The following is a 25510-nucleotide window of genomic DNA, read 5'->3' as shown; positions in this document are numbered from 1 at the left end:
AGTGGTCACACTGACAGGGCGAGGAGGGGCGAGATCCATGCCAGCTGAGCGCGGCCAGGCGCGGCCGACCATCTCGGAGGTGGCGGCGGAGGCGGGCGTGGGCCGGGCCACGGCGGCGCGCACGCTCGGCGGCTACGGCTACGTCAGCCCCGAGCTGCGCGCCCGCGTCCTGGCGGCGGCCGAGAAGCTCGGTTACCGCACCAACGCGCTGGCCAGGAGCATGTCCACGGGCGTGAGCCACACGCTCGGCGTCATCGTGGCCGACATCGGCAACCCGTTCTTCGCCGGGCTGCTGCGGGGGGTCTCCGACACCTCGCGGGCGCGCGGGTTCGACGTGATCGTGCTGAGCACGTACGAGAACCTCCAGGAGGAGGTGGCGGCGACGAACGTGCTGATCGACAAGCGGGTCGACGGCGTCATCGTGGCGTCGGCGGCGCTGCAGCGCGACCAGGTGGCGCACCTGAAGGGCGCGATGGACCGGGGCATCCCGGTCGTGCTGGTGGACCGGGCGGTCTCGGCGCTCGACCTCGACGCGGTCGTCATCGACAACCGCGACGCGGCACGGGAGGCGGTCGAGGTGCTGATCGCGGCGGGTCACCGGCGCATCGGGTTCGTGTGGGGGCCGCCGGTCGAGCGGCCGCCGGCGACGCGGCGCGAGCTGCTGGCCGCCGCCTCCCGCAACCTGTGGACGGACGGCGAGCGGCTGCGCGGCTACCTGGACGCGCTCGACGACGCGCATATCCCGTTCGACCCCGAGCTGGTGATGGTGGGGCCGAAGACCGAGGAGCGGGTGGTCGGCGAGGTGGGCAGGATGCTGGCGCTGCCCGACCGGGTCACGGCGGTGTTCTGCACCGAGACCGACGGCATGACGGGCACGCTGCGCGCGCTGCGCGAGGCGGGGCTGCGCTATCCGGACGACGTGGCGCTGATCGGGTTCGACGACAGCGCGTGGGCGGCGGTCATGGACCCGCCGCTGACGATGATCGCCCAGCCGGTCCACGAGCTGGGCACGCGGGCGGCCGAGGTGCTGCTCGACGTCCTGGACGGCGGCGAGCCGGCCCGCACGATGCACACGTTGCGTTCAAGGCTGATCAGGCGCTCGTCGGTGGCGCCGCCGCGCGTGCCCTGACATACTCATCCGAACACCCGATCGAAAGAGGGGGGCCGGTCATGGCCGAGGTGCTGTTGTTCCATCATGCCTGCGGGCTGACGGCTGGTGTGCGCGAGTTCGCCGCGACGCTGCGGGCGGCGGGTCACACCGTGCACGCGCCCGACCTCTACGACGGGCACGTCTTCGACAACCTGCCGGACGGCGTGGCCTATGCGGGGAAGGCGGGCTTCGGCACGTTCGCCGAGCGGGGCAGGGCCGCGGCGCTCGACCTGACCGCGGGGCTGGTCTACGTGGGATTCTCGCTGGGCGTGATGTCGGCCCAGAGCCTGGCGCAGACGCGCGAGGGGGCGAGGGGCGCGGTGCTGATCGACGCGTGCGTACCGGTCGCCGAGTTCGGCGAGGCGTGGCCGCAGGGGGTGCCGGTGCAGGTGCACGGGATGGAGGCCGACGAGATCTTCGCCGATGAGGGCGACCTCGACGCGGCGCGGGCCCTTGTGGGGTCGGCCGCCGACGCGGAGCTGTTCCTCTATCCCGGTGACCGGCACAACTTCGCCGACCCGAGCCTGCCGTCCTACGATCGGGCCGCCGCCGGGCTGCTCACCGAGCGGGTGCTCGCGTTCCTCGATCGGCTCACGTAGCGCGGGCGGCCGCCCGGTTGCTGGCGATCAGCTCGTGATGCCTGACGACCTCGGCGATGATGAAGTTCAGGAAGCGCTCGGCGAAGACGGGGTCGAGCTTCGACTGCTCGGCCAGGGCGCGCAGGCGGCGGATCTGTGCGGCCTCCCGCTCGGGGTCCGCCGGGGGCAGCTCATACTCCGCCTTGAGACGGCCGACCTCCTGCGTGCACTTGAACCGCTCGGCCAGCAGGTGGACGAGCGCGGCGTCGAGGTTGTCGATGCTGTCGCGGAGCCGCTGCAGCTCCTTGCGGACGAACGCTTCCTGCTCAGGACGATCTTCCGAGGCTTTTTCCATAAATATCCCCTTTCATCCCTGGAAGGGGAAATCCTACCTGCCGCTTCCCCGGCGGGTGCCCTGGATGGACACCCTGCTCACCGGGCTGGGCGTCCTGGAAGGACACCCGGCTCAGCGACGGGCGGCCCGGCCGGACGTCCGGTTCAGCGGCGGCGGGTGGTGTAGTGCTGGTGGATCAGCGCGCCGGCGCAGGCCAGGGTGAGCAGACCGAAGCCCATGCCGACCAGCGCCGGTAGATCCGACACCGACGTCACCACGTTACAGACCGCGAAGACCGCGAGCAGCGCCCACAGCACCGGACGGCTGACGTTGTGGCGGGCCTGACGCATCTCGGAGGTGTGCTGGGTCATCGCGATCTCCTTGCCGTTCCGTCTTCCGCTTTCACCACGAAACGGTACGAACCTCCCGCCGGCCCGGCGATCCCACCAACGCGACAGCCGAGGTACAGCCTGCTGTACTCTTCCGCCGCCGCCCTGACGGCCGCGCCCGCCGGTGACCTAGGGTCGGTGACGAAGGAGGTGCGGATGCCCGACCACGACTCGCCCGCCGAGCGGCGGCCCGCCCGTACGTGGGATCCGTCCGCCCGTGCCAGGGTGACGCTCGACGGGCTCGAACACCTCGTCGGCGGCATCGGCACCGGCGCCCTGGCGCTGCTCGTGCTGGTCGTGCTGGTCCTCGTGGGGCTGCTCTGCCTCGTGGGCGTGGGCCTGCCGCTGCTGCCCGGCGCGCTGCGCGCCCTGCGCGCGGTCGCCGACCGTGAGCGGGCCCGGCTGACCCGCTGGGGTCCCGGCGACCTCATCAGCCCCGATCCGGTGCCCGACGGCTGGCGGGCGGCCATCAAGCGGCCCGCGAGCCGGCGGGAGCTGGCCTGGGTGCTGCCGCACGCCACGATCGGGCTGCTCATCGGCTTCGTCGGGCTGACGTTGCCGTTCAGCGCGGTCCGCGACCTGCTCTACCCGCTGTACTGGCAGGTCCTGCCGCCCGGCGAGACGGCAGGGGCCGGGCTCGGCATCTGGGACGCCGACACCTTCCCCAGCGCGCTCGCGGTCAGCCCGCTCAGCCTGTTCTGGCTGGCGCTCACGCTGGCGTTCGTGCCCGCCATGGCCAGGCTCCAGGCGTGGCCGGGGCGCCGGCTGCTGGCCGCCGATCCGGCGACCGACCTCGCGCTGCGGGTCGCCCAGCTCACCGCCACCCGCGCGGGGGCGCTCGACGCGCACGCCGCCGAGCTGCGCAGGATCGAGCGCTCGCTGCACGACGGCACGCAGAACCGCATCGTGGCGGTCACCATGCTGCTCGGTGCGGCCAGGCGGGCGCTGGCCCGCGACCCGGCCACCGCCGACGCCGTGCTCGAAAGCGCCCAGAACGCCGCCGAGACCGCGCTCGCCGAGCTGCGCGCGGTCGTACGCAGCATCCTGCCGCCGGTGCTGGCCGACCGCAGCCTGCCCGACGCGCTGACCGGCCTGGCCGCGGCCAGCCCCGTGCCCTGCCGGATCGACGCCGAGGTGCCGGGACGGTGTCCGGCCTCCGTCGAGGCCACCGCCTACTTCGTGGTGGCCGAGGCACTGACCAACATCGCCAAGCACAGCCAGGCCACGCGGGCGCAGGTCACCGTGCGCCGTGACGACGCCTGGCTGCGCATCGAGATCACCGACGACGGGCGCGGCGGCGCGGCAGAGAGCGACGGGTCCGGGCTGAGCGGCATCCGCCGCAGGACCGAGGCCCACGACGGCACGTTCGCGCTGACCAGCCCCGCCGGCGGACCCACCACCATGAATGTGAGCCTTCCATGCGGATTGTGATCGCCGAGGACGACCCGTTGCTGCGCGAGGGGCTCGCGCTGCTGTTGCGCGCCGAGGCGCTCGACGTGGTCGCCACCGCCGCCGACCCCGACGGCTTCCTGAAGGCGATCGACGAGTACGAGCCCGACGTCGCCATCGTGGACGTGCGCATGCCGCCCACCCACACCGACGAGGGCATCGTGGCCGCCGTCGAGGCCAGGCGGCGGCTGCCCGGGCTCGCGGTGCTGGTGCTGTCGGCGTACGTCGAGCAGGCGTTCGCCACCGAGCTGCTCTCCCACGGCAGCGCCAGGCTCGGCTACCTGCTCAAGGAGCGCGTGGGCCGGGTGCAGGAGTTCCTCGCCGCGCTGCACCGGGTGGCCGATGGCGGCACCGCCATCGACCCCGAGGTCGTCGCGCAGCTCCTCACCCGCTCCCGGCCCGACAACCGGCTCGACCGGCTCAGCCCGCGCGAGCGCGACGTGCTCGCGCTGATGGCCGAGGGGCTCGGCAACGCGGCCATCGCCGAGCGGCTGGTCGTCACCGACGGCGCGGTGCACAAGCACATCCGCAACATCTTCGCCAAGCTCGACCTCGCGCCGACCGACAAGACCGACCGGCGGGTGGCCGCCGTCCTGCAGTATCTGGAGAGCGGCCACCGGCGTTAGCAGCTCAGGCACCCAGGTCGCGGACGATGTTGTCCAGGCGGTGGGCCAGGGCGTCGAGCACCTCGTCCGTGGGGGTGCCGCCGGGGATCTGGGCCATGACATCGTCGCGGCTGGCGATCACCAGGCCCTTGTGGGCGTCGTCCACCTCGTCGGCGGGCAGCACCTCGCAGCCGCCGCGGATGAAGACCAGCGTGGCGTCCGGGTGCCGGGAGTCCAGCAGCCGGCGTACGCACTCCCTGTCGATCAAAGACGTCGTGGACATCGCAACTCCTCCGGTCCGGCCCTCCCAGCAGGCCGCATACCCGGTGAGCAGCGCCGAAACCCGGCAGGCCCCCACCCCGCGGGTCAGCCGAAGGTCGGGGGGCCGCCGTCCTGGCGGGCGCGGCGGATGCCGTACAGCACCAGGTAGAAGGCGGCGGCCAGGGCCACCAGGGCGGGCGGCACGGCCAGCGGCGGGTTGCCGGCGAGCACCGCGAGCACGGCCAGCACCACGCCGCCGAGCAGCAGCAGCGCGGCGGCCAGCAGGCGCAGGCTGACCGCGGTCGAGGGCGCGGGCCGGCGCGCCCACTCCCCTTGCCCGGCCCCGTGCACGTGCGGCACGCCGGTGTCGCTCGCGTCCTCGCCGGGCGGCGGCTCCTTCAGCACGGGAGCGAAGAACTCGTCGTCGTCGCGTCGTTCTGGCATCGTGCTCACCTCGCGCGGTAGGTCGTTCTCGAAGGGCTCATCCGTCGAAGGAGCCGGTTTTTCCGTGGTGCTCGCCGGGCTGTTCCGCACCTCCTGCCCCGTGGCCGCCGGGTGTCACGTCATCAGGTCTGACCTGCGGAAACGCCATAACGTTCGGTGCTCGGTCAATTGCTGACAGTGACCGTAAGGTGTGGTCAGTGGCCCCAGTTGGCCCTCAGCGAAAAGAGGATCGGACATGCCGCAGGAACCGCGAATAGACGTCGAGACCAGGGCCCACACCTTCGAGAGCAGCCTCAGCACCGACCAGGTCGAACGCATCGCCGCCGCGCTCGGGCAGCAGGGGGTCTGGTTCGCCGCCCCGCCGCGCCGCGACGGCGAGGCCCGCCGGCCCGAGCTCACCTGGGACCTGGTCGGCGACGAGCCGTACCAGGGCTACACCGCGACCGGCCGCGCCGCCGTGCACCTGGCCGACGGGCACGACGCGCCGACCAGGCCGCTGATCCTGGCCGACGGCTTCAACTACGGGCCCAGCGACCTCGACGCGCTGTGGCGGCACTTCAACCAGCCCTACCAGAGGGGTGTGCCCGGCTTCCTCGACCAGCTGAGGTCCATGGGCATCGACGTCGTCCTGCTGGGCTTCGACCAGCGGCACGCCGCCGTCCAGGCGAACGCCGCGGTGGCGGTGAGCTGCGTGCGGCGCGTCATCGACGAGCGCCTGGGCGACGACCAGCTCGTGGTCGGCGGCGTCAGCATGGGCGGCATCGTCACCAGGTACGCGCTGGCCCGCATGGAGAGCGAGGGCGTCGACCACCAGACCGACAAGTACTTCTCCTACGACAGCCCGCACCTCGGCGCCTGGATCCCGCTGGTGCTGCAGCAGCTGGCGTACCTGCACGAGTCGCTGGCCCCGCGCTCCGACGGCCCGGGCCAGGCCGCGCTGATCCGCAGCCCGGCCGCGCAGCAGCTGCTGTGGGGCTGGGTGGACGACGCCGACTACTCGGGGCCGGTGACCAGCGCCAGCCCGCTGCGCCTGGAGTTCCTGGAGGATCTGCGCCGGGTGGGCTGGTTCCCGATGCGGCCGTACAAGCTGGGCCTGGCCAACGGCACCGGCGACGGCGTCGGTCCCGACCTCGCGCCCGGCACGCCGGTCTTCGACCTGCAGCACGAGACGCTGCAGCTGACCGCCCGCGTCCAGCCCGACATGGGCGAGCTGCAGAACATCGGCGTGGTGCGCTTCGGCGCGCCGGTGTGGACGAGCGCGACCTCGCACGTCGCCGCGTTCGACGGCGCGCCGGGCGGCACGCTCGACTCGTGGGGCCGGCTGGCCGACGCGACGGGCCTGCCGATCGAGGAGCGGTTCAGGCGCGGCTGCTTCGTGCCCGCGGTCAGCGCGGTGGCGCTGGCCAGGGATCCGTTCCAGTGGCAGACGGAGCTCTACCGTGACCTCGGCGACCTGCCGAAGGACGAGACGTTCCTCGACGCGTTCTGCTGCGACACGGCCAACACCGAGCACGGCGCGGTGTCGAGGCCGCTCATCGAGTGGTTCCTCGATCAGCTCGCCGGCTGGTAGGCGGCCATGAACGGGTGCCGGCTCGCGGTGCGGGCCGGCACCCGCGCGTCTGGGCTCAGCGCGCTCCCCGGTGCAGGACCAGGAGCTGGTCGCGGGTGGCGTTCCTGTCGCGGTAAGCCATGATGGCCGGGCTCTCGCCGCTGTGGTGGCCGGGCAGCCGCTCGTCGGAGCTCCACGCGGAGCCGTTGAAGCTGCTCCACCACAGGCTCTGGTCGGCGGTGCCGCGGTGCACGCAGTAGAGGCGGTCCTTGTAGACGGTCAGCGCGGGGCCCTCGCCGGCGTGGTGGCCGGGCAGCCGCTGGTCGGGGCTCCACGTCGAGCCGTCCCAGCGGGTCCACCACAGGGCAGTGTCGTCGCCCGCGCCCCGGTGCACGCAGTAGAGGTGGCCACGGTAGACGGCCAGCGCCGGGTTCGAGCGGCTGGAGTGGCCGGGCAGCCGCTGGTCCTCGCTCCAGCTCGACCCGTCCCAGCGCGACCACCACAGGGCGTCGTCGCTCGCGCCCCGGTGCACGCAGTAGAGCTGCCCGTCGTACGCCGCCAGCGCCGGCGCGCTCTCGCTGAAGTGCCGCGGCAGCCGCTCGTCCGGGCTCCAGCTCGACCCGTCGAAGCGGGTCCACCACAGCGCGGTGTCGTCGCCCGCGCCCCGGTGCACGCAGTAGAGCTGCCCGTCGTACGCCGCCAGCGCCGGCGCGGCCTGGCTGAGGTGCTGCGGGAAGCGCTGGTCCTCGCTCCAGCCCTCCTCGGCGTCGTAGACCGTCCACCACAGGCTGGCGTCGCCCGCGCCGCCCCGGTGGGCCAGGAACAGCCGGTCCTGGAACTCGCCCAGCGCCGGCCCCGTCACGCTGAAGTGGTCGACGAACCGCTGGTCCGCGCTCCAGCCCTGCTCCGGCTCGTGGACCGCCCAGTAAAGGCCGCTCTCGCCGGCGGGCCTGCCGTCCTGGCGGGCGGGGACGAGCATGCCGGGCGCGGTCCACGGCGAGACCAGCTTGACCCCGTACGGGCGGGCGATGGAGGCGATCCAGGCGGCCTTGCCGCGTACGGCGCGCTCGATGACCGGGGTCAGCCAGCCGCCCACGACGGTCGCCGCGCTCTGCGCGATGAGCTGCGGGATCTCGGCGGCGAGCAGCGCGGCCGACTCGTTGAGGTGGATCTCGAAGCCCCACCACCGGGCGATCGGCCACACGTCGGCGCCCATCGTGCGCAGCTCGCGCTGGTAGTCGCGGAAGCGCTGCTGGTCCTGGGCGGTGAGGTCGGCGATCTGACGTTCGCTCTCGCGCCTGGCCTCGACCGCCTCGCGGGCCGGGGCGTCCTCCAGCAGCTCGGCCTCGACGGCCGCGTCCACGGCTGCGGAGGCCGCCGGGTCGTCCTGGGCGTGCAGCAGGGCGGCCTCGCCGCCGAGCACGCCGTCTTCCTCGTCGATCGTCCTGCCGGCCCGGGTCTCGTCAGTCATATCCAGCCCCCTGGAGTGATAGGTGCGCGAACTTCGCCATCGTAACCAGGAGTAGTGTTTCGATTACTCTATGGCTGTCTTGATCCCGGTAAACTCGCCGCAACCCCGGCCCATGGGGACAACCGGCGACCGGCTACCCGAGGTTCCCCAAAGCCCGGCGGAGCGCGCCTTCGGGGTCTCCGCCGCGCCAGGCCACGTGCTGGTCGGGGCGCACCAGCGTCAGCGGCTCGCCGGGCAGGTCCACCTCCTCCAGCGGCACGCCCAGCTCGCGCGCCTGCGCCACCAGTGAGGCGGCCTGTGGCGAGCCGAGGTCGCCGACCAGGCTGAAGGCGCGGCCGAGGCGGTCGTACAGGGACTCGCCCGGCGCGAGCCAGCGGTGCGGCAGGCGCTCGCCCGTCCCGGGCGCGACGATCGGCGAGCCGGTGTAGGTGTAGCCGAGCACCAGGTCGAGGCTGTGGAACTCGCTGTCCTTGGTCCGCCTGATCGCCTCCGCCACGGCCGGGCGGACCTTCGCGAACTCCTCGTCCGTGCCCATCAGCGCCGGGTCGGCCAGCTCGGGGGCGAGGGTGGCCATGTTCGCCGCGGCGGCCTCGATGGTGTCGGCGGCGATGGGGCGGCGCTCGCTCTCGTACGTGGCCAGCAGCGCCTCCGGCGCCCATCCGCGCAGCACCGCGGCGAGCTTCCAGCCGATGTTGACCGCGTCGCCGACGCCGGTGTTGAAGCCGTGACCGCCGTAGGGCGGGTTCTGGTGCGCGGCGTCGCCGGCCAGGAAGACGCGCTTGCTCGCGTACCGGTTGGCCAGCAGCATGCGTGCCGTCCACGGATCGGTGGCCAGGATCTCCACGTCGATGTCGGCACCTGCGAGGTTGCGCACCAGCCGCACGGGGTCGGCGTCCTCGGCCCGCACCCCCTGGGCGATGCACCACCAGGTGTCCTTGAGGTCGAGCCGGCCGACGATGCCGGGCTGGGCCGGGTTGAGCACCCAGTAGTGCACGGCGGGCCCGTGCGGCACCCGGTCGGCGAGGTCGGGGGCGCGGAAGACGATGTTGAAGTTGGGCCTGGCGTCCTGGCGGCCCTCGTACCGGGAGCCGATGGCGTCCCTGGTGACGCTGCGGGAGCCGTCGCAGCCGACCACGTACTGGGCGCGGACCTCGCGCTCGGCGCCGTCGGTGGCCGCGATGCGCACGGTCACGCCGTCGGCGTCCTCCTCCAGGCCGGTCACCTGCCACCCGGTGAGCAGGGCGTCGCCGACGGCCTCCCGCAGCACCTCCTCGACCAGCGGCTGCGGCACCTGCTGGCCGGGCTCGGCGGCGAGATCGGAGCCGACGAGGTCGAGGCCGAAGCAGCGGTCGATCCTGGTGATCTCCCTGCCGAGCAGGCTGGTGGCGAACACCGCCTCGTCCGACCAGGCCACCGCCAGCGGCGCCCGCGAGCGCAGCGTCTCCGCCAGGCCCCACCTGCGCAGGATCTCCATCGACCGGGCCGAGGTGGTCTTCGCCCGCGGCCGCAGCCAGGACACCGTCTCGCGCGGCTCCACCACTAAGCATTCGATGCCGTGATGCGCCAGCTCCACCGCGGTCGCCAGGCCGACGGGCCCGCCGCCGGCGACCAGCACGGGCACTTGCCTTACATCCATGGGCCGTCCTCTTCATCCTGATAAGTGGGGGTATGTTTCCGGCGTCGCCGAGCCCGCGTCAAGCCGCCCGACTGCGATGCGGCCATGGTTCAAGTACGACCCCGCAACGATTGATGATCGCTTCTAGTGAACCGATCACCGGGATCAGTACGGTGCTGTGCAAATAACGGAACCATCTCAGGGGATTGCATGAGCGAGACCTCGGCGATGCCGCTGCACATGCGGCGGGTGGCGTTCGATCCGGCACCGGAGCTGGCGGCGGTGCGGGATGAGGAAGGTATCAAGAAGATCACGACAGCGTTCGGGGCGGAGGCATGGCTCGTCACTCGCCACGCCGACGTCCGGGAGGTGCTGGGCGACGCGGAGACGTTCAAGGTGGCGCCGCAGACCATCGCCCGCCTGCCCGGAGCGCCGCCGATGACCGAGGAGCAGCTCGCCAAGGTACGCGCGGGCAACCTCCTCGGCGTCGACCCGCCCGAGCACACGCGGCTGCGCAGGATGCTGACGCCCGAGTTCACCATCCGCCGCATGCGCCGCCTGGAACCCAGGATCCAGCGCATCGTGGACGAGCACCTCGACGCGCTCGAAGCCGCCGGCTCCCCCGCCGACCTGGTGCCGTCGTTCGCGTTACCGATCCCGTCGCTGGTGATCTGCGAGCTGCTCGGCGTCCCGTACGAGGACCGCGAGGGCTTCCAGCAGCGGACGAACCGGATGCTCGACATGACCGTGCCGGGCGAGGAGCGCATGATGCTCCAGTTCGAGCAGCGCGCTTACATGGAGACCCTGGTCGCGCGCATCCAGGCCGACCCCGGCGAGGAGCTGCTCGGCATGCTCGTCCGCGAGCACGGCGACGACCTGTCCACCGACGAGCTGATCGGGATCGGCGGCCTGCTGCTGTTCGCCGGCCACGAGACCACCTCCAACATGCTCTCGCTCGGCACGCTCGCCCTGCTGCGCCACCCGGAGCAGCTCGACCTGCTGCGCCGCGAGCCCGAGCGCATCGACGCCACGGTGGAGGAACTGCTGCGCTACCTCAGCATCGTCAACTCCGGCACCACCAAGGTCGCCACGAAGGACGTCGAGGTGGGCGGGCAGCAGATCGCGGAGGGCGACCTGGTGCTGTGCAGCCTGCCGGCCGCCAACAGGGACCCGTCGTTCCTGCCGGACGCGAACGCCTTCGACCTCGGCCGCGGCGCCCCCGGCCATCTGGCGTTCGGCCACGGCGTCCACCACTGCCTGGGTGCCCCGCTGGCCCGCATGGAGCTGCGCATCGCCTTCCCGGCCCTGCTCAACCGCTTCCCGAACCTGCGCCTGACCGGCAACGCCGCCCAGTTCCGCACCTTCAGCATCGTCTACGGCCTCGCCTCCCTGGAGGTCGCCTGGTAACGGAGACACCAGGCCATGGTGGGCCTGACCCGGGGCCGCTACCCGCGCTTGATCGTCCAGGGCCCGTCGGCCGTGACGGCCGCGTAACGGGTCGTCGCCGGCGCCCTTCGCGTTGATCGCCCAGTAACGGGCCTTGGTGATCGGCAGCAGCTGGATCGTCCAGGGCCCGACGGCGGTGACGGAGATCGAGTGGACGTGGTAGGACGCGCGGGCGGTGGCGGAGGTGTACAGCCGATGAGAACGTTCCATGCTCGTCACCGGCTCTCGGAGGGAAGCGCGGGCGGGGCTACGCTGGGCGCATGCGTGTTGTGGTGATCGGTGGTAGTGGGCATATCGGGACGTATCTCATTCCGCGGCTGGTGGCGGCCGGGCATGATGTCGTCAACGTGAGCAGGGGGTCGCGCGAGCCCTACTCACCCCACGGCGCCTGGGAGCGGGTGACCACGGTCATCGCCGACAGGAAGGTGGACGAGGCCGACGGCACGTTCGGGCGGCGCATCGCGAAGCTCGAGCCGGACGTCGTCATCGACCTCATCTGCTTCACCGAGAGCAGCGCGGCGCTGCTGGCCGACGCGCTGGCCGGCAAGGTGCGGCACTTCCTGCACTGCGGCACTATTTGGGTGCACGGGCCGAGCGCGCAGGTGCCGACGACGGAGGACGTCAGGCGGGCGCCCTTCGGCGACTACGGCGTGCGCAAGGCGGCCATCGAGGCGATGCTGCTGGAGCGGGCCCAGCGCGACGGGTTCCCGGCGACGATCATCCATCCCGGCCACATCACCGGGCCGGGATGGGTGCCGGTCAACCCGGCGGGCAACGTCAACCCGGCGGTGTTCCAGACCCTGGCGGAGGGGTCGGAGCTGGCGCTGCCCAACCTGGGGCTGGAGACCGTCCAGCACGTGCACGCCGACGACGTGGCCCGGCTGTTCATGGACGCCATCGCCAACCGGTCGGCCGCGGTGGGCGAGAGCTTCCATTCGGTCGCCACCACCGCCCTGTCGCTGCGCGGCTACGCCGAGGCGGTGGCGGGCTGGTTCGGCAAGGAGGCGCGGCTGTCGTTCCAGCCGTGGGAGCAGTGGCGCAGGACGGTCTCGGAGGACGACGCGGCGCTGACGTACGACCACATCGCCCACAGCCCCCACTGCAGCATGGACAAGGCCGAGCGGCTGCTCGGCCACCGTCCCCGCTACACCTCGCTGGAGGCGACCTCCGAGGCGGTCGACTGGCTGGTGCGCGCGGGGACGATCAAGCCGTAGGGGGGTCAGCCGGTCAGGGGGCCGAACTCGGCGCGGGTGTCGATCACCTCGCCGAACAGCTCCCACCGCTCGCCCTTGAACTGCATGAGCTGCATCGACTCGATGGGGAACCCGTCGTCGGCGGCGGTGTCGAGGGTGACGCCGGGCAGCAGCATGTCGACCTTGACGCCCTTGAGGTCGCGCACGGAGTCACGCAGCCCCTCGCGGGTCGGGCAGGGCGCGGCCTCCATCGCCTTGTGGAAGCTGCTCGCGACGGCCCAGCCGAAGGTGTGGTACGGCACGTTCACGTCGGCGCCCGGCGCGTACTGCTTCATCTTCTCCTTGTAGAGCATCATCTCTGGGTCGCTCTCCCACGTGGGGTCGTTCGGGTCCTTGTAGTAGGTGGAGGACACGACGCCCTGCACGTTCTCGAAGCCGACCGGCTTGAGCACGGTGATCGAGGCGGCCACGTTGTTGACGATGTGCAGCGGGTTCCACTTGGTGTTCTTGGCGTCGGCGGCCAGCGCCTGCGAGCCGAACTTGGGCGTGGTGACGTTGAGGAGCACGTCGGCCTCCGACTCGGCGAGGTTCCGCATCTGCGGGTCCACGCTGGGGTCGGTCACCTCGTAGCTCTGCTCGGCGACGACCTGCACCTGCGTGCCCTCGATGGCCCGCTTGAACCCGCCGAGCAGGTCCTTGCCGAAGTCGTCGTTCTGGTAGAGGACGGCGACCTTGGCCTGCGGCTTCTCCTTCTTCAGGTACGCGGCGTAGACGCGGGCCTCGGAGATGTAGTTGGGCTGCCAGCCGATCGTCCACGGGTGGGCGGTGTCGGTGCCCCACTGGGAGGCGCCGGTGGCCACGAAGATCTGCGGCACCTTGCGCTGGTTGGTGTAGTCCCAGGTGGCCGCGGTCGAGGGGGTGCCGAGCGTCTGGAACAGGGCGAACACCTGCTCCTGCTCGACCAGCCTGCGGGCCTCCTCCACGGCCTTGGGCGGCTGGTAGCCGTCGTCGCGGACGACGAACTCGACCTTGCGCCCGCCGATGCCGTTCTTCTCGGCGTTGACGTAGTCGAAGTAGGCCTTGATGCCCTTGGGGATGTCCCCGTAGGCGGAGGCGGGGCCGGACAGCGGGTAGATGCCGCCCAGCTTGATGCTGGTGTCGGTGATGCCGGTGGTCTGCTGCCCCTGGCACTGGCCGGTGGCCGCCGTACCGGTGGTGCCGCCGCCGCCGTCCCGCCCCCCGCAGGCGGCGACGGCGAGCAGGAGCAGCGCCGCACCGCCGATCGCAGATACTCGTCGCATCCCTCTTACTCCTTCCGGGGAATCTTCTTGAGCAGGCGCCCGGCCAGACCGGCGAGCCCCGTCGGGGCCACGTACATGACCGCGATGATCAGCAGGCCGAAGATGACGCCGGGCGCGGCGTCGTTGACGTCCTGCGAGATGCTCGGCACGAACATCACGAACAGCCCGCCGAGCACGGGTCCCGACAGGGAGCCGAGCCCTCCGACGACCAGGCCGGCCAGCAGGGTGATCGACAGGTTCACGGTGAACGAGTCAGGCGAGACGAAGCCGATCACCCACGTGTAGACGCATCCGGCGGCGCCGGCGTACATGGCGCTCCAGGCGAACGCGAGCGTCTTGTACGACGACAGCCGCACGCCCATGACCTCGGCCGCCGTCTCGTTGTCGCGGACGGCGTGCAGCGCCCGCCCCACCCGCGACCGCAGCAGCCCCGCCGCCACCAGGAAGGCGACGACGGCGACGACGAGGGTGAGGAAGTACAGCCACTGGTCCTCGGCCAGGCCGCTCCACGCGGGCGGCGCCGGCTTGGCCAGCGTCAGCCCCATGGACCCGCCGGTCAGCTCCTCGAACCGCTTGAGCAGCGGCACCAGGAAGATCGCGATGGCGAGGGTGACGAGCGCGAGGTAGAGGCCGCGCAGCCGCATCGCCGGCACGCCGAGCGCGAGGCCGATCACGAACGCCACGGCCGCCGCGATGGGCAGGGTCAGCGGGTACGGCAGGTCGTAGCGGTCGAGCATGATGGCGCCCGCGTACGCGCCGACGGCGAAGAACGCGCCGTGCCCGAGCGAGATCTGCCCGGCGTGCCCGACGAGCAGGTTGAGCCCGAGCAGCGCCACGCTGTAGATGAGCACCATCGTGAGCTGGAAGACGTGGAAGGGCGCGAGCTGGAAGGGCGCGTAGACGGCGGCGGCGAGCAGCAGCGCGAGCCCGGCCCACCGCCAGCGCGGGTCGGGGGCGCGCCGCGCCCGTACGGGCGCCCGGGGAGAGGCTTCCTTGATCTGGATCATGCGCGCTCCACCACCGCTCGCCCGAACAGTCCCTGAGGCCGCAGCAGCAGCACGCCGAGGATGATCACCAGGGGCACCCCCACCTTGAGGTCGGACCCGATGACGCCGACGTACGCCCCGGCGAGCGTCTCGGCGACGCCCACGATCAGCCCGCCGACGACCGCGCCGACCGGGCTGTCGAAGCCGCCGAGCGTGGCCGCCGCGAACGCGTAGATGAGGACGCCGCCCATCATGTTGGGCTCCAGGAACAGCAGCGGCGCGACCAGCACCCCGGAGATCGCGCCGACGGTGGCGGCCAGGCCCCAGCCGAGCGCGAGCGTCCAGCCGACCCTGATGCCGACCAGCTTCGCCGAGGCGGGGTTGCTCGCCACCGCGCGCATGCCGAGCCCGATCTTGGTGTGCTGGAAGAGCAGGTACAGCAGCCCCATGGTGAGCGCCACCACGCCGAGCACGCCCAGCGTGGAGAAGTTCACGCTGACCCCGGCCGCCTCCAGCGCGCCGCCCGGGAACGGGTTGGGGAAGTCCTTGATGAGGAAAGTCCAGATCCATCCGGCCGCCGCGTTGACGAAGATGAACAGCCCGACGGTGACGATGACGAGGGTCAGCTCGGGCGCGCCCTCGACGGGCCTGATGATCACCCGTTCGATGAGCATCCCGCCCGCGAACGACACCGCCAGCGTCAGCACCAGCGCCAGCCAGAACGGCAGCCCGGCCGCCACGCACTGCCAGGCGATGTACGTGGAGAACATGGCCAGCTCGCCCTGGGCGAAGTTCACGATCCCGGTGAACTGGTAGATCAGCACCAGGGCCAGCGCCAGGCTGGCGTAGATGGCGCCCGCGCCGAGCCCCTCGACGACCTGCTGCAGGAATCCGGCCATCGGCTACACCCGGTACCCGAGGTAGGACTGCGCGACCTGCTCGTCCGCCCTGATCTGCGCGGCCGTGCCGGACAGCACGATCCGCCCGGTCTCCAGGACGTGCGCCTGCTGGGCTATGCCGAGAGCGAGGTGGGCGTTCTGCTCGACGACGACCACGGTGGTCTGCTCCTCTGCGTTGATGGTCTGCACGATGCGGAACAGCTCCCGGGTGACCAGCGGGGCCAGGCCGAGCGACGGCTCGTCGAGCAGCAGCACCCTGGGGCGCAGCATGAGCGCCCTGCCGATGGCCAGCATCTGCTGCTCACCGCCACTCAGGCTGCCGGCGGCCTGCTTGAGCCTGGTCTTCAGCACCGGGAAGTAGGTGTAGATGCGGTCGAGGTCTCGGGCGACGGAGGCGCGGTCGCGGCGGACGAACGCGCCGAGCCGCAGGTTCTCCTCGACGGTCAGCGGCATGAACGTGCCGCGCCCCTCGGGCACGTGGGCCACGCCGAGCCTGGCCACGGCGTCGGGCGGCCGCCCGGTCAGGTCGGCGTCGCCGAGCGTGATCTTCCCGCGCGCCTTGACCATCCCCGACAGGGCTCTGAGCAGGGTGGTCTTGCCGGCGCCGTTCGGGCCGAGAATCGCGCAGACCTCCCCCTGCCGTACGGTGAAGCGCACGCCGTGCAGCACCCGGGCGTCGCCGTAGCCGGCGACGAGGCCGTCCACCACGAGGTCGCTCACGCGCCCGCCTCCTCTCCCGAGGTCCCCAGGTACGCCTCGATGACGCCGGCATCGCGCTGGACCTCCTCGGGCGGCCCTTCGGCGATCTTGCGGCCGAAGTCGAGGCAGACGATGCGCTCGCAGGTGCCCATGACGAACCCCATGTGGTGCTCGACCACGATCACCGTCAGGTCGTACTCGCCGCGGATCGCCGCGAGCGTGCCGGCGAACTCCTCCACCTCGGCCGCGTTCAGGCCGTTGACCGGCTCGTCGAGCAGCAGCAGCCGGGGCCTGGCGATGAGCGCGCGGGCCAGCTCGACCCGTTTCAGCGTGCCGAACGGCAGCCCCGCCGCCGGATGCCCGGCCACCTCGGACAGGTTCAGCCGGTCCAGCACCGCGTCAGCGTCGTCCCGCAGCTCCCGCTCCTCACGCCGCACGCCGGGCAGCCGGAGCCCGGCGGACAGGAAGCCGGCGCGGCCCCGGTGATGCGCGCCGACCAGCACGTTGTCGCGGACCGACAGGCGCGGGAACAGGCCCAGGTTCTGGAACGTGCGCGCGATGCCGAGCCTGGCGATGGCGTGCGGGGCCAGCGCGGTCAGGTCGGCGCCCTCGTACGTGACGGTCCCCTCGTCCGGGTCGTAGCGGCGGGTCAGGCAGTTGAACAGGGTGGTCTTGCCGGCGCCGTTCGGCCCGATGAGCCCCACCATCTCCCCGCCCGCGACCCCGAACCCCACGCCGTCCAGCGCGGTGATGCCGCCGAAGCGAACGGTAAGATCGTGTACCTCCAGCATCCGGCCTCCTGGAGAACAATGTTCTGAAGTTGGCCTCAGCGTAGGAGCCGCTCGTCAGGGGCCGCATTGGGCACGGTGACCCAAGATGTTTCCGGCGAGTTGTCTTCTGAGCACAGCGTGGGTCTCATCCCGGTTACGACCCGTTGACCGCCCGCCGCAGGCCATGGATCATCCCGGCATGTCCACCGGTTCGAGCACCGTGGAAGCCGCCGTACGCGCGGAACGCACACGCATACTCTCCGAGCTGCTCAGCGATCTGCCCGCGCTCGCCGACGTCGCCGTGGCGACGATGCGCGAGGAGATCCCCGCCTACGAGGCCCAGGGCCCGGCCTTCCATGCCGACGTTCGCGACCAGGTGGTCAAGCACTACCGTGCCAAGCTGGGCGTGCTGTTGGAGGACCGCACGGTCACGCTGGAGGACATCACCTTCACCCGGCGGGCCGCGATGCGCCGGGCCAGGGCGGGGGTGGCGCTGGCCGACTACATCAACGCGTTCAGGGTCGGGCAGCAGGTCTTCTGGGAGGCCGTGGTCGAGCGGGCCGGGCACGCGTACGCCGGGCGCGAGGCCGCCCTGACGCTGGCCGCCCCGCTGATGCGCTACTGCGACTTCGCCAGCACGCACGCGGCCAACGCGTACATGGAGTTCCAGCAGTACGCGGCGGCCGAGGCGGTGCGCGAGAGCCGCGACCTGCTGGAGACGCTGCTGACCGGCGCCGTCCCGACGCGCGGCAGGGAGCTGGCCGCCGCGCAGGCGCACGGCCTCGCCCCCGACGCGCGCACGCCGCTGCTCGTGGTGATCGCCGTGCTGGCCGGGCCGGCCGCCCCCGTCGCGACCGGGCCCGACCAGGGCGCCGACGCCCGGCACGCGGCCTGCGCGGCCATCGCGCGGACCGGCGGGAACGGCACCCGTACGCTGTCGGTCGTCCGCCAGTCGGAGATCGTCGCCATCCCCGTGCTCGGTCCCGGCGTGGACGCGGAGGAGCTGTGCGACCGGCTCCAGGGCGTCCGCGAGAGCCTGGCCGCCGAGGGCGTCAGGCTGGCCATGGGCATCAGCACGGTCGCGGCGGGCACCGCTGAGATCCCGCAGGCGTACCAGGAGGCGCGGGCGGTGCTGGACTTCGTGCCCGAGGACGGCGGCGTGGCCGCGCTGCCCAGGATCACGCCGTTCCAATATCTCGCGCTGAAGGCCGACGACACCGCCCGCCACCTCGTCGACCGGCGCATCACCGCGCTGCTGTCGGAGGACCGTGCGCGCGGCGGCGTGCTCACCGCCACGATCAGGGCGTTCGCCGGAGCCGACCTCAACCTGCGGGTCGCCGCCGAACGGCTGCAGATCCACCCCAACACCGCCCAATACCGGCTGCGCCGCATCCAGGAGCGCACCGGGCGGAGCCTGCGCTCGATCAACGATCTCCTGGAGCTGCTCGTCGCCATCGCGCTGCACGATGCGCTTCCCACCAATGCCGGGCGGGAAAGACTGGGTGCCGCGACCAATGAGGGGCGTGGGAGAGCCGACGTACGGTCTTTGCATGAACCTCGCTGACCGGCTCCACGCCGCCGCCCACCGGCTGGGCGGCCGGGCGGTTCTCACGCTGGACGAGGCGGAGCTGACGTACGGGGCGCTGGAGGAGCTGAGCGCCCGGCTGGCGGGCCTGCTGCGGTGCCGCGGCATCGGCCCGGGCGACCGGGTCGCCATCATGCTGCCGAACGTGCCGGAGTTCGGCGTCGTCTACTTCGGGGTGCTGCGGACCGGGGCGGTGGTGGTGCCGCTCGACCCGCTGCTGAAACGGCGGGAGATCGCCGCGTACCTGGGGGACTGCGGGGCCAGGCTGCTCATCGCCTGGCACGCCTTCGCCGAGACGGCCGAAGCGGGCTCCGCCGGCACCAAGGCCGACTGCTTCTTCGTGGTGCCGGGCGAGTTCCGCCGGCTGCTGCGCCGCGTCGCCGCCGAGCCCTCGATCGCCCCGGCCGCGCCCGATGACACCGCCGTCATCCACTACACCTCAGGCACCACCGGCCGGCCCAAGGGCATCGAGCTGACCCACGGCAACCTCGGCGGCAACGCCGCCACCGTGGCCCGCATGCACGCGCTCGGCGTGGACGACGTCGTGCTCGGCGCGCTGCCGCTCTACCACACCTTCGGCCAGACCTGCTCGCTCAACGCCACCGTGCACGCCGGGGCCCGCCTCACCCTGCTCAACCGCTTCGACCCGGGCCGGGCCCTGGAGGTGATCAGGCGCGACGGGGTGACCGTCTTCCAGGGCGTGCCCACCATGTTCATCGCGCTGCTCGACCATCCGGGCGCCTCCGACATGTCGATGCTGCGGGTCTGCGCCTCGGGCGGTGCGGCGCTGCCGCTCGACGTGCTGCGCGCGTACGAGACCCGCTTCGGCTGCGAGATCATCGAGGGCTACGGCCTCAGCGAGACCTCCCCCGTCGCCGCCACCAACCGCGGCGGCCACCACCGCAGGCCCGGCTCGATCGGCTGGCCCATCAGGGACGTCGAGATGAAGGTCGTGGACGAGGACGGCCGCGAGGTGCCGAGCGGCGAGATCGGCGAGATCGTGGTCCGCGGCCCCAACGTCATGAAGGGCTACTGGAACGACCCGGCGGCCACCGCCGAGGCCGTCCGCGACGGCTGGTTCCACACCGGCGACCTCGGCCGGGTGGACACCGACGGCTACTTCTTCCTGGTGGACCGCCGCCGCGACGTCATCATCCGCGGCGGCTACACGGTCTACCCGCGCGAGATCGAGGAGGTCCTGTACGAACACCCGGCCGTCCGCCAGGCCGCCGTGGTCGGGGTGCCGCACCCGGAACTGGGCGAGGAGATCGCCGCCGTGGTGGCTCTGCGCACCCCTGTGGACGGGGACGAGCTGCGCGACTTCGTACGGGAGCGGGTGGCGGCGTACAAGTATCCCCGCCGCCTGACCTTCGTCGACGAACTCCCGATGAGCCCGACGGGCAAGATCCTCAAACGCGCGCTGACCCCCTGACGCTCTCGTTGACGCAGCGCAGCACCGGGTACGACGTCAGAGCCTCCGGGTCCACGTCGCCCGTGACGTGGAAGGTGACGCTCTCGCCGGGGAGCAGCGTGACGAGCTGGTCGTCCACCGTGGCCGCCGGGTCGAGGCGGTCGGGGAAGAGGGCCAGGTCGCGCAGGATCGTCCTCGCTGTGATGGTGACCGCGTGGCCGCCCTCCTCCGGGGTCACGGTCGCCGTGTAGTCGGCCGGGGGGTAGTTCATGGCCGGGTCCTCGGCGGTGGTGAACAGCGCCCGGTGGCCGTCCAGTTCGGCGGTCAGCAGGGCGGCCTCCGGACCCTGGGGCGGGGCGAGGCGCAGGGTGCTGCGGGCGGGGACCTCCACCTGGTCGGTCTGGGCGGCCAGGGCCCGGCCCGTCAGGTCGCGCAGGGCCAGGGTGAGGGTGCAGGACCAGGTGTCATCGGTGTCGTTGACCAGGACCACCTCGTCGCCGAGCCGGGTGATGAGGCGGTCGGCGTAGGAGCGGCGCAGCGCGTACCAGAGGGGTTTCCTGCGGCCGCCGCCGTCCACGGCGGCCCACGAGGTGACCGGCCAGCAGTCGTTGAGCTGCCAGACGATCGTGCCCATGCAGTACGGCATCAGCGCACGGAACCGCTCGACCCCGAACGTCATCGCGCGGGCCTGGTTGAGCTGGGTGTAGTAGTGCCAGTCGTCGAACGTCTCGGGGCGCGGCAGGTGCTCGCCCAGCCCGGCCAGCAGCTTGTCCTGCCCGCCTGGCGCTTTCTGGTGCGAGGAGCCGGGGGTCAGCGGCTCGTCGGAGGAGCCGGCCCGCAGCGTGGCGTACGTCGGCGGCCCCTGGTAGCCGAACTCGGCGACGAAGCGGGGCGTGTAGTCGGCGTAATGCACGTAGTCGAGCCCGCCGCCCCAAACCGTCCAGATGTGCACGGTGCCGGTCGAGGGGTCGCGGACGTCGCGGTCGGGGCTGCCCGAGTAGGGGCTGCCCGGCCAGTAGGGGCGGGTCGGGTCGAGCTCGGAGACCACCGAAGGCAGCAGGTCGTAGTAGAACGCGGCGCCCCAGCTCCTGCCGGCCAGCCGCTCGCGCCAGTCCCAGTGCTGGTGGCCCTCGATGTTCTCGTTGTTGCCGCACCACAGCACGAGGCTCGGGTGGGCCGACAGCCTGGCCACGTTGTCACGCGCCTCGGCCTCGACCTCGGAGCGGAACGGCTCCTCCTCGGGGTAGGCGGAGCAGGCGAACGGGAAGTCCTGCCACACCAGCAGGCCGAGGCGGTCGGCGAGGTCGTAGAAGGCGTCGGACTCGTAGACGCCGCCGCCCCACACCCGCAGCGTGTTGGCGCCGGCCGCGACGGCCTGATCGACGCGTTCGGCCAGGCGGTCGGGGGTGACGCGGGCGGGGAAGCAGTCGTCGGGGATCCAGTTGAAGCCGCGTACGAACACCGGCCGGCCGTTGACGATCAGCCGGAACGCGTCGGTGTCCAGCTCGACCGTGCGGAAGCCGATCTCGCGCCGCCACTGGTCGGAGCCGGTCCGTACGGTCAGCGGGTAGAGCGGCTGCGCGCCGTGGCCGCGCGGCCACCACCGCTCGGCGTGCGGCACGTCGAGGCGCAGCACCGCCTCGCTCTCGCCCTGCTCCAGCTTGGCCTCCACGGTCACGCCCGCCACCTCGGCGGTGACGGTGACGGGCGCCTCGCCGGTACGTTCGACGCGCACGTGCACGTCGACCCCGTCGCCGCGCACCAGCGGCCGCACCTCGGCGAGGCGCGCGCCCGACCAGGAGTGCAGGCCGATGGGCCGCCAGATGCCGCTGGTCACCAGCGTGGGCCCCCAGTCCCAGCCGAAGTTGCAGGCCATCTTCCTGATGAACGCGTACGGCTCGTCGTAGGCGGCCGGCCGGTCGCCGTGCCTGGCCTGCTGCTCCTCGGCGTAGGCGTAGGGGGCGCGGAAGCGCGCCTTCAGCGTGTTGCGGCCGTCGCGCAGCAGGTCGCGGACGGCGAAGCGGTAGGTGCGGTGCATGTTGGCGGTGCCGCCCAGCTCGTGGCCGTTGAGCAGCACGGTGGCGACCGTGTCGAGCCCTTCGCAGACGAGGTCGGCCCGCTCTTCCCCGTCGTCGTGCCAGTCGAAGGCGGTCTCGTAGATCCAGTCCGTACGCCCGATCCAGCCCAGCCGCCGCTCGTTGTCGTCGCGGTAGGGGTCGTCGATGAGCCCGGCGGCGAGCAGGTCGGTGTGCACGCTGCCCGGCACGGCCGCCGGGATGCCGGCGAGGTCACGTTCGCCGTCTGCGCGGAGGGTCCAGCCGTCGTGCAGCGCACGGAACACGTGTTTTCTCCCTACTAAACCGAATAAGCCCACGCGACTCTACGTGGGAGCCTCAGGGCCGTCAACGGGTGGGATGGTGAGATTAACCGGTTCCCTGACGGCATGGTGAGCGAGGACAGATCACAAACGGGGTAAGTACTCGGGGACTCTGATGCGCCCATCCTCCCGGGAGACCCATATGACGAGACGCGCGAAGAAGCAGCCGACGTTCGCACTCGACCCCGTCCTGGTCATCGGCACCGCGCTGTCGGTCCTGCTCGGCGTGATCTTCTACGTCCGGGAGGACACCGCGCAGGGGCTGGGCATGGTGGCGGGGCTCATCGGCGGCGTGATCACGTTACAGGTGCAGACCCTGCTGCGGGAGAAGCGCAGGATCGACCACGAGACGCGGGTGGGGCAGATGGTGGCGACCATCGAGAAGATCCCGTGGCTGCCCGACCTGATGGTGCCGATGCTGCGGGCGGCCAAGCACGTGGAGCGCGAGTACGCGGACACCCCGGCGGCCGACGCGTGCCGGGTGGCGTTCGAGGACTGCCTGCGCACGCTGGCCGACCTCGAACGCGGCCACTTCCGCGCGCCGTACGGCGACAACGCGGTCTTCCAGCGGCTGATCGAGCAGACCAAGGCCACCATGTGCGCCACCAGCGTGCCCTCGGTGGACCTCACCTGGTGGCGCGAGCCGGTCGGCCGGCAGTATTGGCAGGCCCAGCTCGACGCGCTGGCGCGGGGCGTGACGATCCGCCGGGTCTTCATCTACCACGAGTGGAGCGAGGAGTTGGAGGCGCTGGCGCGCGAGCAGGCCGCCGCCGGCGTACGGGTGCGCAGGGTGCACGTGGACCGGCTCCCGCCGGCGATGCGGGTGATCAGCGGCGTGTGGGACGGCACCTGCGGCCACGAGCTGAGCTACACGGCGGCGGGCGAGGCGGTGTACGACACGTTCACGGTGTCTCCCCCTGATCTCGAACGGCTGATGACGCAGTTCGAGATGATCGAGCGGAGCGCGGTGGAGCTCGACGAGCCCCGGCGCCAGCCCGACTCCGTCGTCTGACGCCTTCGGCGGTCAGCATGGCGAGCGCGGCCCACAGCAGGGCGAACGCCGCCCACCTGACCGCCGGCATCACCTCACGGAACACCAGCACGCCGAGGAGGAACTGCACGATCGGCTCGATGAACTGCAGCATGCCGACCACGCTGAGCGGGACCCGCGTGGCCGCCGCGTTGAACAGCAGCATCGGCGCCATCATGACGAACCCCGAGCCGACGCCGAGCAGGGTGTTGCCGAGCGACACGTGGCCGAACGTGGCCTGCCCCGAGGTCTGCAGCACGATCGTGTAGACCGCGGCGAACGGGAACAGCACCGCGGTCTCCACCATCAGCCCCTCGACGGCGCCCACGTCGAGGTGCTTCTTGATCAGCCCGTACAGGCCGAAGGTGGCGGCGAGGCCCAGCGCGATCCAGGGCAGGCCGCCGTACGCGGCGGTGAGCACGGCGACGGCTCCGGCGCCGAGCCCGATGGCCGCCCACTGGCCAGGCCGCAGCCGCTCGCGCAGGACGGCCACGCCGAGCGCGACGCTGACCAGCGGGGTGATGAAGTAGCCGAGCGAGGCGTCCACCACGTGGCCGTTGGTGCTGGCCCAGATGAACAGCGCCCAGTTGGCCGAGGTGAGCACCCCGGCGAGGGTGAGCAGGCCCAGCTCGCGGGGCTTGCGCAGGATCTCGGCCACCCTCTTCGCCCGGCCCATGGCGAGCAGCAGCAGGCCGACCGCGATGGGCGAGAAGAGCACGCGCAGGGCGAGGATCTCGATGGCGCCGGTGGGCTCGACCAGCGGCCAGTAGAGCACGGACAGGCCCCACAGCACGTACGCCGCCGCGCCGAGCAGGAGACCTTGACGAGCGACGGGCATCACCCAACCTTACGTCGTCCGATCAGAACGGCCGATCAGGTCGGCTGCTCCCCCGCCGTGCTCTCGCGGACGATCAGCCGGTGCGGCACCACGATCTCGGGCGGCGGGCCCGACGACTCGGCCGCGGTGATCGTCTCCAGCAGCGCGTCCACCGCCCGCCTGGCCAGCTCGCCCTTGTCTGGGGCGATGGTGGTGAGGCTGGGCGTGCTGTACTGGCCCTCCTCGATGTCGTCGATGCCCACCACCGCGACGTCGTCGGGTACCCGCCACCCCGCCCTGGTCAGCGCCCTGATCGCGCCGAGGGCGAGCAGGTCGTTGTAGCAGAGGACGGCGTCGGGCGGCTCCGGCAGGGCGATGAGGCGCTGCACGGCCTCGGCGCCGAGCCGCCGGTGGAAGTGCGGCGTGGAGACGATGAGCGTCTCGTCCACCTCGATGCCGGCGCGGGCCAGCGCCTGCCGGTAGCCGGTGGTGCGGAGCTGGGCGGTCTCACCGGTCGCGTACGGCTGGTCGCCGATGGCGGCCACCCGGCGCCGGCCGAGGCCGAGCAGGTGGTCGGTGGCCTCGCGGGCGGCGGCGACGTTGTCGATGGCGACGTGGGGCAGGCTGCCGTTGAAGATGTGCTCGCCGAGCAGCACGATCGGCACCTTGTTGGCCCTGCCGCGCAACTCCTCGGCGGTGACGGAGATGGGGCTGATCAGCAGGCCGTCGAAGAGCGTGGCGCGCGAGTCGCGACCGAGCAGCTCGCGCTCCCTGTCGCCGTCGCCGTCGGTCTGGTCGATCATGACGACGTAGCCGCGGGCGCGGGCGGCGGTGATGATCTCGCGGGCCAGCTCGGCGAAGTAGGGCACGTCGAGCTCGGGCACGACGAGCGCGATCATCCCGGTGCGGCCCTGCTTGAGGTTGCGGGCGATGAGGTTGGGACGGTAGCCGAGCTCGTCGAGCACGGTCTGCACCCGGGCGCGCAGCTCGTCGGAGACCGGCGCGTAACCGTTCACCACGTTGGACACCGTGCGGATCGACACGTTCGCCCGCTTGGCGACGTCACGCAAGGTTGGACCGGCCATGCGTCTCCTATACCTCCCGCGCTCTCAGTTGGGTAGATCCTAAACCCGCTCTTGCATCGTTGCAGA

24 protein-coding genes are annotated in these 25510 nt (G+C 71.9%); 10 read left to right on the top strand and 14 right to left on the bottom strand.

Annotated features, from left to right (window positions below; all coding sequences use genetic code 11):
* Positions 1-37: 37 nt before the first annotated feature.
* Positions 38-1129 (top strand): LacI family DNA-binding transcriptional regulator, encoded by a 1092-nt coding sequence (locus AB0K18_RS28415; protein WP_364919942.1) that lies wholly within the window; start codon positions 38-40, stop codon positions 1127-1129.
* Positions 1130-1170: 41 nt separating this feature from the next.
* Positions 1171-1749, top strand: a complete 579-nt coding sequence (locus AB0K18_RS28410; RefSeq protein WP_364919940.1) for a dienelactone hydrolase family protein — start codon at positions 1171-1173, stop codon at positions 1747-1749.
* On the opposite strand, the gene AB0K18_RS28405 is transcribed toward AB0K18_RS28410, so the two are convergent.
* Positions 1742-2083, bottom strand: coding sequence for a chorismate mutase (locus AB0K18_RS28405; RefSeq protein WP_355412342.1), 342 nt, complete (start codon positions 2081-2083; stop codon positions 1742-1744). The genes AB0K18_RS28410 and AB0K18_RS28405 overlap by 8 nt on opposite strands.
* Before the next feature lie 143 nt (positions 2084-2226).
* On the bottom strand, positions 2227-2433 hold the full coding sequence (locus tag AB0K18_RS28400; RefSeq protein WP_364919937.1) for a hypothetical protein: 207 nt from the start codon (positions 2431-2433) through the stop codon (positions 2227-2229).
* Between the two features lie 174 nt (positions 2434-2607).
* On the opposite strand from AB0K18_RS28400, the gene AB0K18_RS28395 reads away from it, so the two are divergent.
* A complete protein-coding gene (locus AB0K18_RS28395; protein WP_364919934.1) occupies positions 2608-3882 on the top strand; it encodes a sensor histidine kinase in 1275 nt (424 codons plus the stop codon).
* Positions 3870-4526, top strand: coding sequence for a response regulator transcription factor (locus AB0K18_RS28390; RefSeq protein WP_364919931.1), 657 nt, complete (start codon positions 3870-3872; stop codon positions 4524-4526). Before AB0K18_RS28395 ends, AB0K18_RS28390 begins: the two co-directional genes overlap by 13 nt.
* A gap of 4 nt (positions 4527-4530) precedes the next feature.
* On the opposite strand, the gene AB0K18_RS28385 is transcribed toward AB0K18_RS28390, so the two are convergent.
* Together AB0K18_RS28385 and AB0K18_RS28380 are read right to left on the bottom strand one after the other, a co-directional pair.
* Positions 4531-4788: a hypothetical protein gene (locus AB0K18_RS28385; RefSeq protein WP_364919928.1), complete on the bottom strand. Its 258-nt coding sequence runs from the start codon at positions 4786-4788 to the stop codon at positions 4531-4533.
* An 83-nt stretch (positions 4789-4871) separates the two neighbouring features.
* Complete coding sequence (locus AB0K18_RS28380) at positions 4872-5210, bottom strand: hypothetical protein (RefSeq protein WP_364919926.1); 339 nt, start codon at positions 5208-5210, stop codon at positions 4872-4874.
* Between the two features lie 235 nt (positions 5211-5445).
* On the opposite strand from AB0K18_RS28380, the gene AB0K18_RS28375 reads away from it, so the two are divergent.
* Complete coding sequence (locus tag AB0K18_RS28375) at positions 5446-6780, top strand: hypothetical protein (protein ID WP_364919923.1); 1335 nt, start codon at positions 5446-5448, stop codon at positions 6778-6780.
* A 55-nt stretch (positions 6781-6835) separates the two neighbouring features.
* On the opposite strand, the gene AB0K18_RS28370 is transcribed toward AB0K18_RS28375, so the two are convergent.
* Positions 6836-8230, bottom strand: a complete 1395-nt coding sequence (locus AB0K18_RS28370) for a hypothetical protein (protein ID WP_364919920.1) — start codon at positions 8228-8230, stop codon at positions 6836-6838.
* A 133-nt stretch (positions 8231-8363) separates the two neighbouring features.
* The gene (locus tag AB0K18_RS28365) at positions 8364-9866 is read right to left on the bottom strand and encodes an FAD-dependent monooxygenase (protein ID WP_364919917.1); all 1503 of its coding nucleotides are present in this window, start codon (positions 9864-9866) and stop codon (positions 8364-8366) included.
* A gap of 189 nt (positions 9867-10055) precedes the next feature.
* On the opposite strand from AB0K18_RS28365, the gene AB0K18_RS28360 reads away from it, so the two are divergent.
* The gene (locus tag AB0K18_RS28360) at positions 10056-11252 is read left to right on the top strand and encodes a cytochrome P450 (RefSeq protein ID WP_364919914.1); all 1197 of its coding nucleotides are present in this window, start codon (positions 10056-10058) and stop codon (positions 11250-11252) included.
* Between the two features lie 299 nt (positions 11253-11551).
* Positions 11552-12505: an NAD-dependent epimerase/dehydratase family protein gene (locus AB0K18_RS28355; protein ID WP_364919912.1), complete on the top strand. Its 954-nt coding sequence runs from the start codon at positions 11552-11554 to the stop codon at positions 12503-12505.
* Between the two features lie 5 nt (positions 12506-12510).
* Here AB0K18_RS28355 and AB0K18_RS28350 read toward each other — a convergent pair whose 3' ends face one another.
* Genes AB0K18_RS28350 through AB0K18_RS28330 form a run of 5 tightly spaced genes read right to left on the bottom strand, consistent with a single transcriptional unit; the run spans position 12511 to position 17160 of the window.
* Positions 12511-13785: an ABC transporter substrate-binding protein gene (locus AB0K18_RS28350; RefSeq protein WP_364919909.1), complete on the bottom strand. Its 1275-nt coding sequence runs from the start codon at positions 13783-13785 to the stop codon at positions 12511-12513.
* 5 nt (positions 13786-13790) lie between these two features.
* Positions 13791-14792 carry a branched-chain amino acid ABC transporter permease gene (locus tag AB0K18_RS28345; RefSeq protein WP_364561071.1) on the bottom strand — a complete coding sequence of 334 codons (1002 nt, stop codon included), beginning with the start codon at positions 14790-14792 and terminating at the stop codon, positions 13791-13793.
* Positions 14789-15670 carry a branched-chain amino acid ABC transporter permease gene (locus tag AB0K18_RS28340; RefSeq protein WP_364919906.1) on the bottom strand — a complete coding sequence of 294 codons (882 nt, stop codon included), beginning with the start codon at positions 15668-15670 and terminating at the stop codon, positions 14789-14791. The genes AB0K18_RS28345 and AB0K18_RS28340 overlap by 4 nt, the downstream gene beginning before the upstream one ends.
* Positions 15671-15673: 3 nt before the next feature.
* On the bottom strand, positions 15674-16390 hold the full coding sequence (locus AB0K18_RS28335) for an ABC transporter ATP-binding protein (protein ID WP_364919903.1): 717 nt from the start codon (positions 16388-16390) through the stop codon (positions 15674-15676).
* Positions 16387-17160, bottom strand: a complete 774-nt coding sequence (locus AB0K18_RS28330) for an ABC transporter ATP-binding protein (RefSeq protein ID WP_364919900.1) — start codon at positions 17158-17160, stop codon at positions 16387-16389. Before AB0K18_RS28330 ends, AB0K18_RS28335 begins: the two co-directional genes overlap by 4 nt.
* A gap of 178 nt (positions 17161-17338) precedes the next feature.
* Between AB0K18_RS28330 and AB0K18_RS28325 the strand changes: the two genes are divergently transcribed.
* The gene (locus tag AB0K18_RS28325) at positions 17339-18703 is read left to right on the top strand and encodes a helix-turn-helix domain-containing protein (protein WP_364919897.1); all 1365 of its coding nucleotides are present in this window, start codon (positions 17339-17341) and stop codon (positions 18701-18703) included.
* Positions 18690-20156, top strand: coding sequence for a long-chain fatty acid--CoA ligase (locus AB0K18_RS28320; protein ID WP_364919894.1), 1467 nt, complete (start codon positions 18690-18692; stop codon positions 20154-20156). The genes AB0K18_RS28325 and AB0K18_RS28320 overlap by 14 nt, the downstream gene beginning before the upstream one ends.
* Here the strand turns inward: AB0K18_RS28320 and AB0K18_RS28315 are convergent.
* Positions 20134-22476 (bottom strand): glycoside hydrolase family 2 protein, encoded by a 2343-nt coding sequence (locus AB0K18_RS28315; protein ID WP_364919890.1) that lies wholly within the window; start codon positions 22474-22476, stop codon positions 20134-20136. The genes AB0K18_RS28320 and AB0K18_RS28315 overlap by 23 nt on opposite strands.
* A gap of 178 nt (positions 22477-22654) precedes the next feature.
* Between AB0K18_RS28315 and AB0K18_RS28310 the strand changes: the two genes are divergently transcribed.
* Positions 22655-23524, top strand: coding sequence for a hypothetical protein (locus AB0K18_RS28310; protein ID WP_364919887.1), 870 nt, complete (start codon positions 22655-22657; stop codon positions 23522-23524).
* On the opposite strand, the gene rarD is transcribed toward AB0K18_RS28310, so the two are convergent.
* Both rarD and AB0K18_RS28300 read right to left on the bottom strand, forming a co-directional pair.
* Positions 23415-24380: an EamA family transporter RarD gene (gene rarD, locus AB0K18_RS28305; RefSeq protein ID WP_364919885.1), complete on the bottom strand. Its 966-nt coding sequence runs from the start codon at positions 24378-24380 to the stop codon at positions 23415-23417. The genes AB0K18_RS28310 and rarD overlap by 110 nt on opposite strands.
* Before the next feature lie 35 nt (positions 24381-24415).
* Positions 24416-25444, bottom strand: a complete 1029-nt coding sequence (locus tag AB0K18_RS28300) for a LacI family DNA-binding transcriptional regulator (protein ID WP_364919882.1) — start codon at positions 25442-25444, stop codon at positions 24416-24418.
* Positions 25445-25510: the final 66 nt, after the last annotated feature.

The sequence above is a fragment of the Nonomuraea sp. NPDC049421 genome, assembly GCF_040677005.1.
GTDB lineage: Bacteria > Actinomycetota > Actinomycetes > Streptosporangiales > Streptosporangiaceae > Nonomuraea > Nonomuraea salmonea.
This window is presented reverse-complemented; position numbering and strand designations above follow the sequence as displayed.

Bases quoted from the DNA above. Each gene is read 5' to 3' on its own strand.
- AB0K18_RS28415 (WP_364919942.1), top strand. From the start codon at position 38: ATGCCAGCTGAGCGCGGCCAGGCGCGGCCGACCATCTCGGAGGTGGCG.
- AB0K18_RS28410 (WP_364919940.1), top strand. From the start codon at position 1,171: ATGGCCGAGGTGCTGTTGTTCCATCATGCCTGCGGGCTGACGGCTGGT.
- AB0K18_RS28405 (WP_355412342.1), bottom strand. From the start codon at position 2,083: ATGGAAAAAGCCTCGGAAGATCGTCCTGAGCAGGAAGCGTTCGTCCGC.
- AB0K18_RS28400 (WP_364919937.1), bottom strand. From the start codon at position 2,433: ATGACCCAGCACACCTCCGAGATGCGTCAGGCCCGCCACAACGTCAGC.
- AB0K18_RS28395 (WP_364919934.1), top strand. From the start codon at position 2,608: ATGCCCGACCACGACTCGCCCGCCGAGCGGCGGCCCGCCCGTACGTGG.
- AB0K18_RS28390 (WP_364919931.1), top strand. From the start codon at position 3,870: ATGCGGATTGTGATCGCCGAGGACGACCCGTTGCTGCGCGAGGGGCTC.
- AB0K18_RS28385 (WP_364919928.1), bottom strand. From the start codon at position 4,788: ATGTCCACGACGTCTTTGATCGACAGGGAGTGCGTACGCCGGCTGCTG.
- AB0K18_RS28380 (WP_364919926.1), bottom strand. From the start codon at position 5,210: ATGCCAGAACGACGCGACGACGACGAGTTCTTCGCTCCCGTGCTGAAG.
- AB0K18_RS28375 (WP_364919923.1), top strand. From the start codon at position 5,446: ATGCCGCAGGAACCGCGAATAGACGTCGAGACCAGGGCCCACACCTTC.
- AB0K18_RS28370 (WP_364919920.1), bottom strand. From the start codon at position 8,230: ATGACTGACGAGACCCGGGCCGGCAGGACGATCGACGAGGAAGACGGC.
- AB0K18_RS28365 (WP_364919917.1), bottom strand. From the start codon at position 9,866: ATGGATGTAAGGCAAGTGCCCGTGCTGGTCGCCGGCGGCGGGCCCGTC.
- AB0K18_RS28360 (WP_364919914.1), top strand. From the start codon at position 10,056: ATGAGCGAGACCTCGGCGATGCCGCTGCACATGCGGCGGGTGGCGTTC.
- AB0K18_RS28355 (WP_364919912.1), top strand. From the start codon at position 11,552: ATGCGTGTTGTGGTGATCGGTGGTAGTGGGCATATCGGGACGTATCTC.
- AB0K18_RS28350 (WP_364919909.1), bottom strand. From the start codon at position 13,785: ATGCGACGAGTATCTGCGATCGGCGGTGCGGCGCTGCTCCTGCTCGCC.
- AB0K18_RS28345 (WP_364561071.1), bottom strand. From the start codon at position 14,792: ATGATCCAGATCAAGGAAGCCTCTCCCCGGGCGCCCGTACGGGCGCGG.
- AB0K18_RS28340 (WP_364919906.1), bottom strand. From the start codon at position 15,670: ATGGCCGGATTCCTGCAGCAGGTCGTCGAGGGGCTCGGCGCGGGCGCC.
- AB0K18_RS28330 (WP_364919900.1), bottom strand. From the start codon at position 17,160: ATGCTGGAGGTACACGATCTTACCGTTCGCTTCGGCGGCATCACCGCG.
- AB0K18_RS28325 (WP_364919897.1), top strand. From the start codon at position 17,339: ATGTCCACCGGTTCGAGCACCGTGGAAGCCGCCGTACGCGCGGAACGC.
- AB0K18_RS28320 (WP_364919894.1), top strand. From the start codon at position 18,690: ATGAACCTCGCTGACCGGCTCCACGCCGCCGCCCACCGGCTGGGCGGC.
- AB0K18_RS28310 (WP_364919887.1), top strand. From the start codon at position 22,655: ATGACGAGACGCGCGAAGAAGCAGCCGACGTTCGCACTCGACCCCGTC.
- rarD (WP_364919885.1), bottom strand. From the start codon at position 24,380: ATGCCCGTCGCTCGTCAAGGTCTCCTGCTCGGCGCGGCGGCGTACGTG.
- AB0K18_RS28300 (WP_364919882.1), bottom strand. From the start codon at position 25,444: ATGGCCGGTCCAACCTTGCGTGACGTCGCCAAGCGGGCGAACGTGTCG.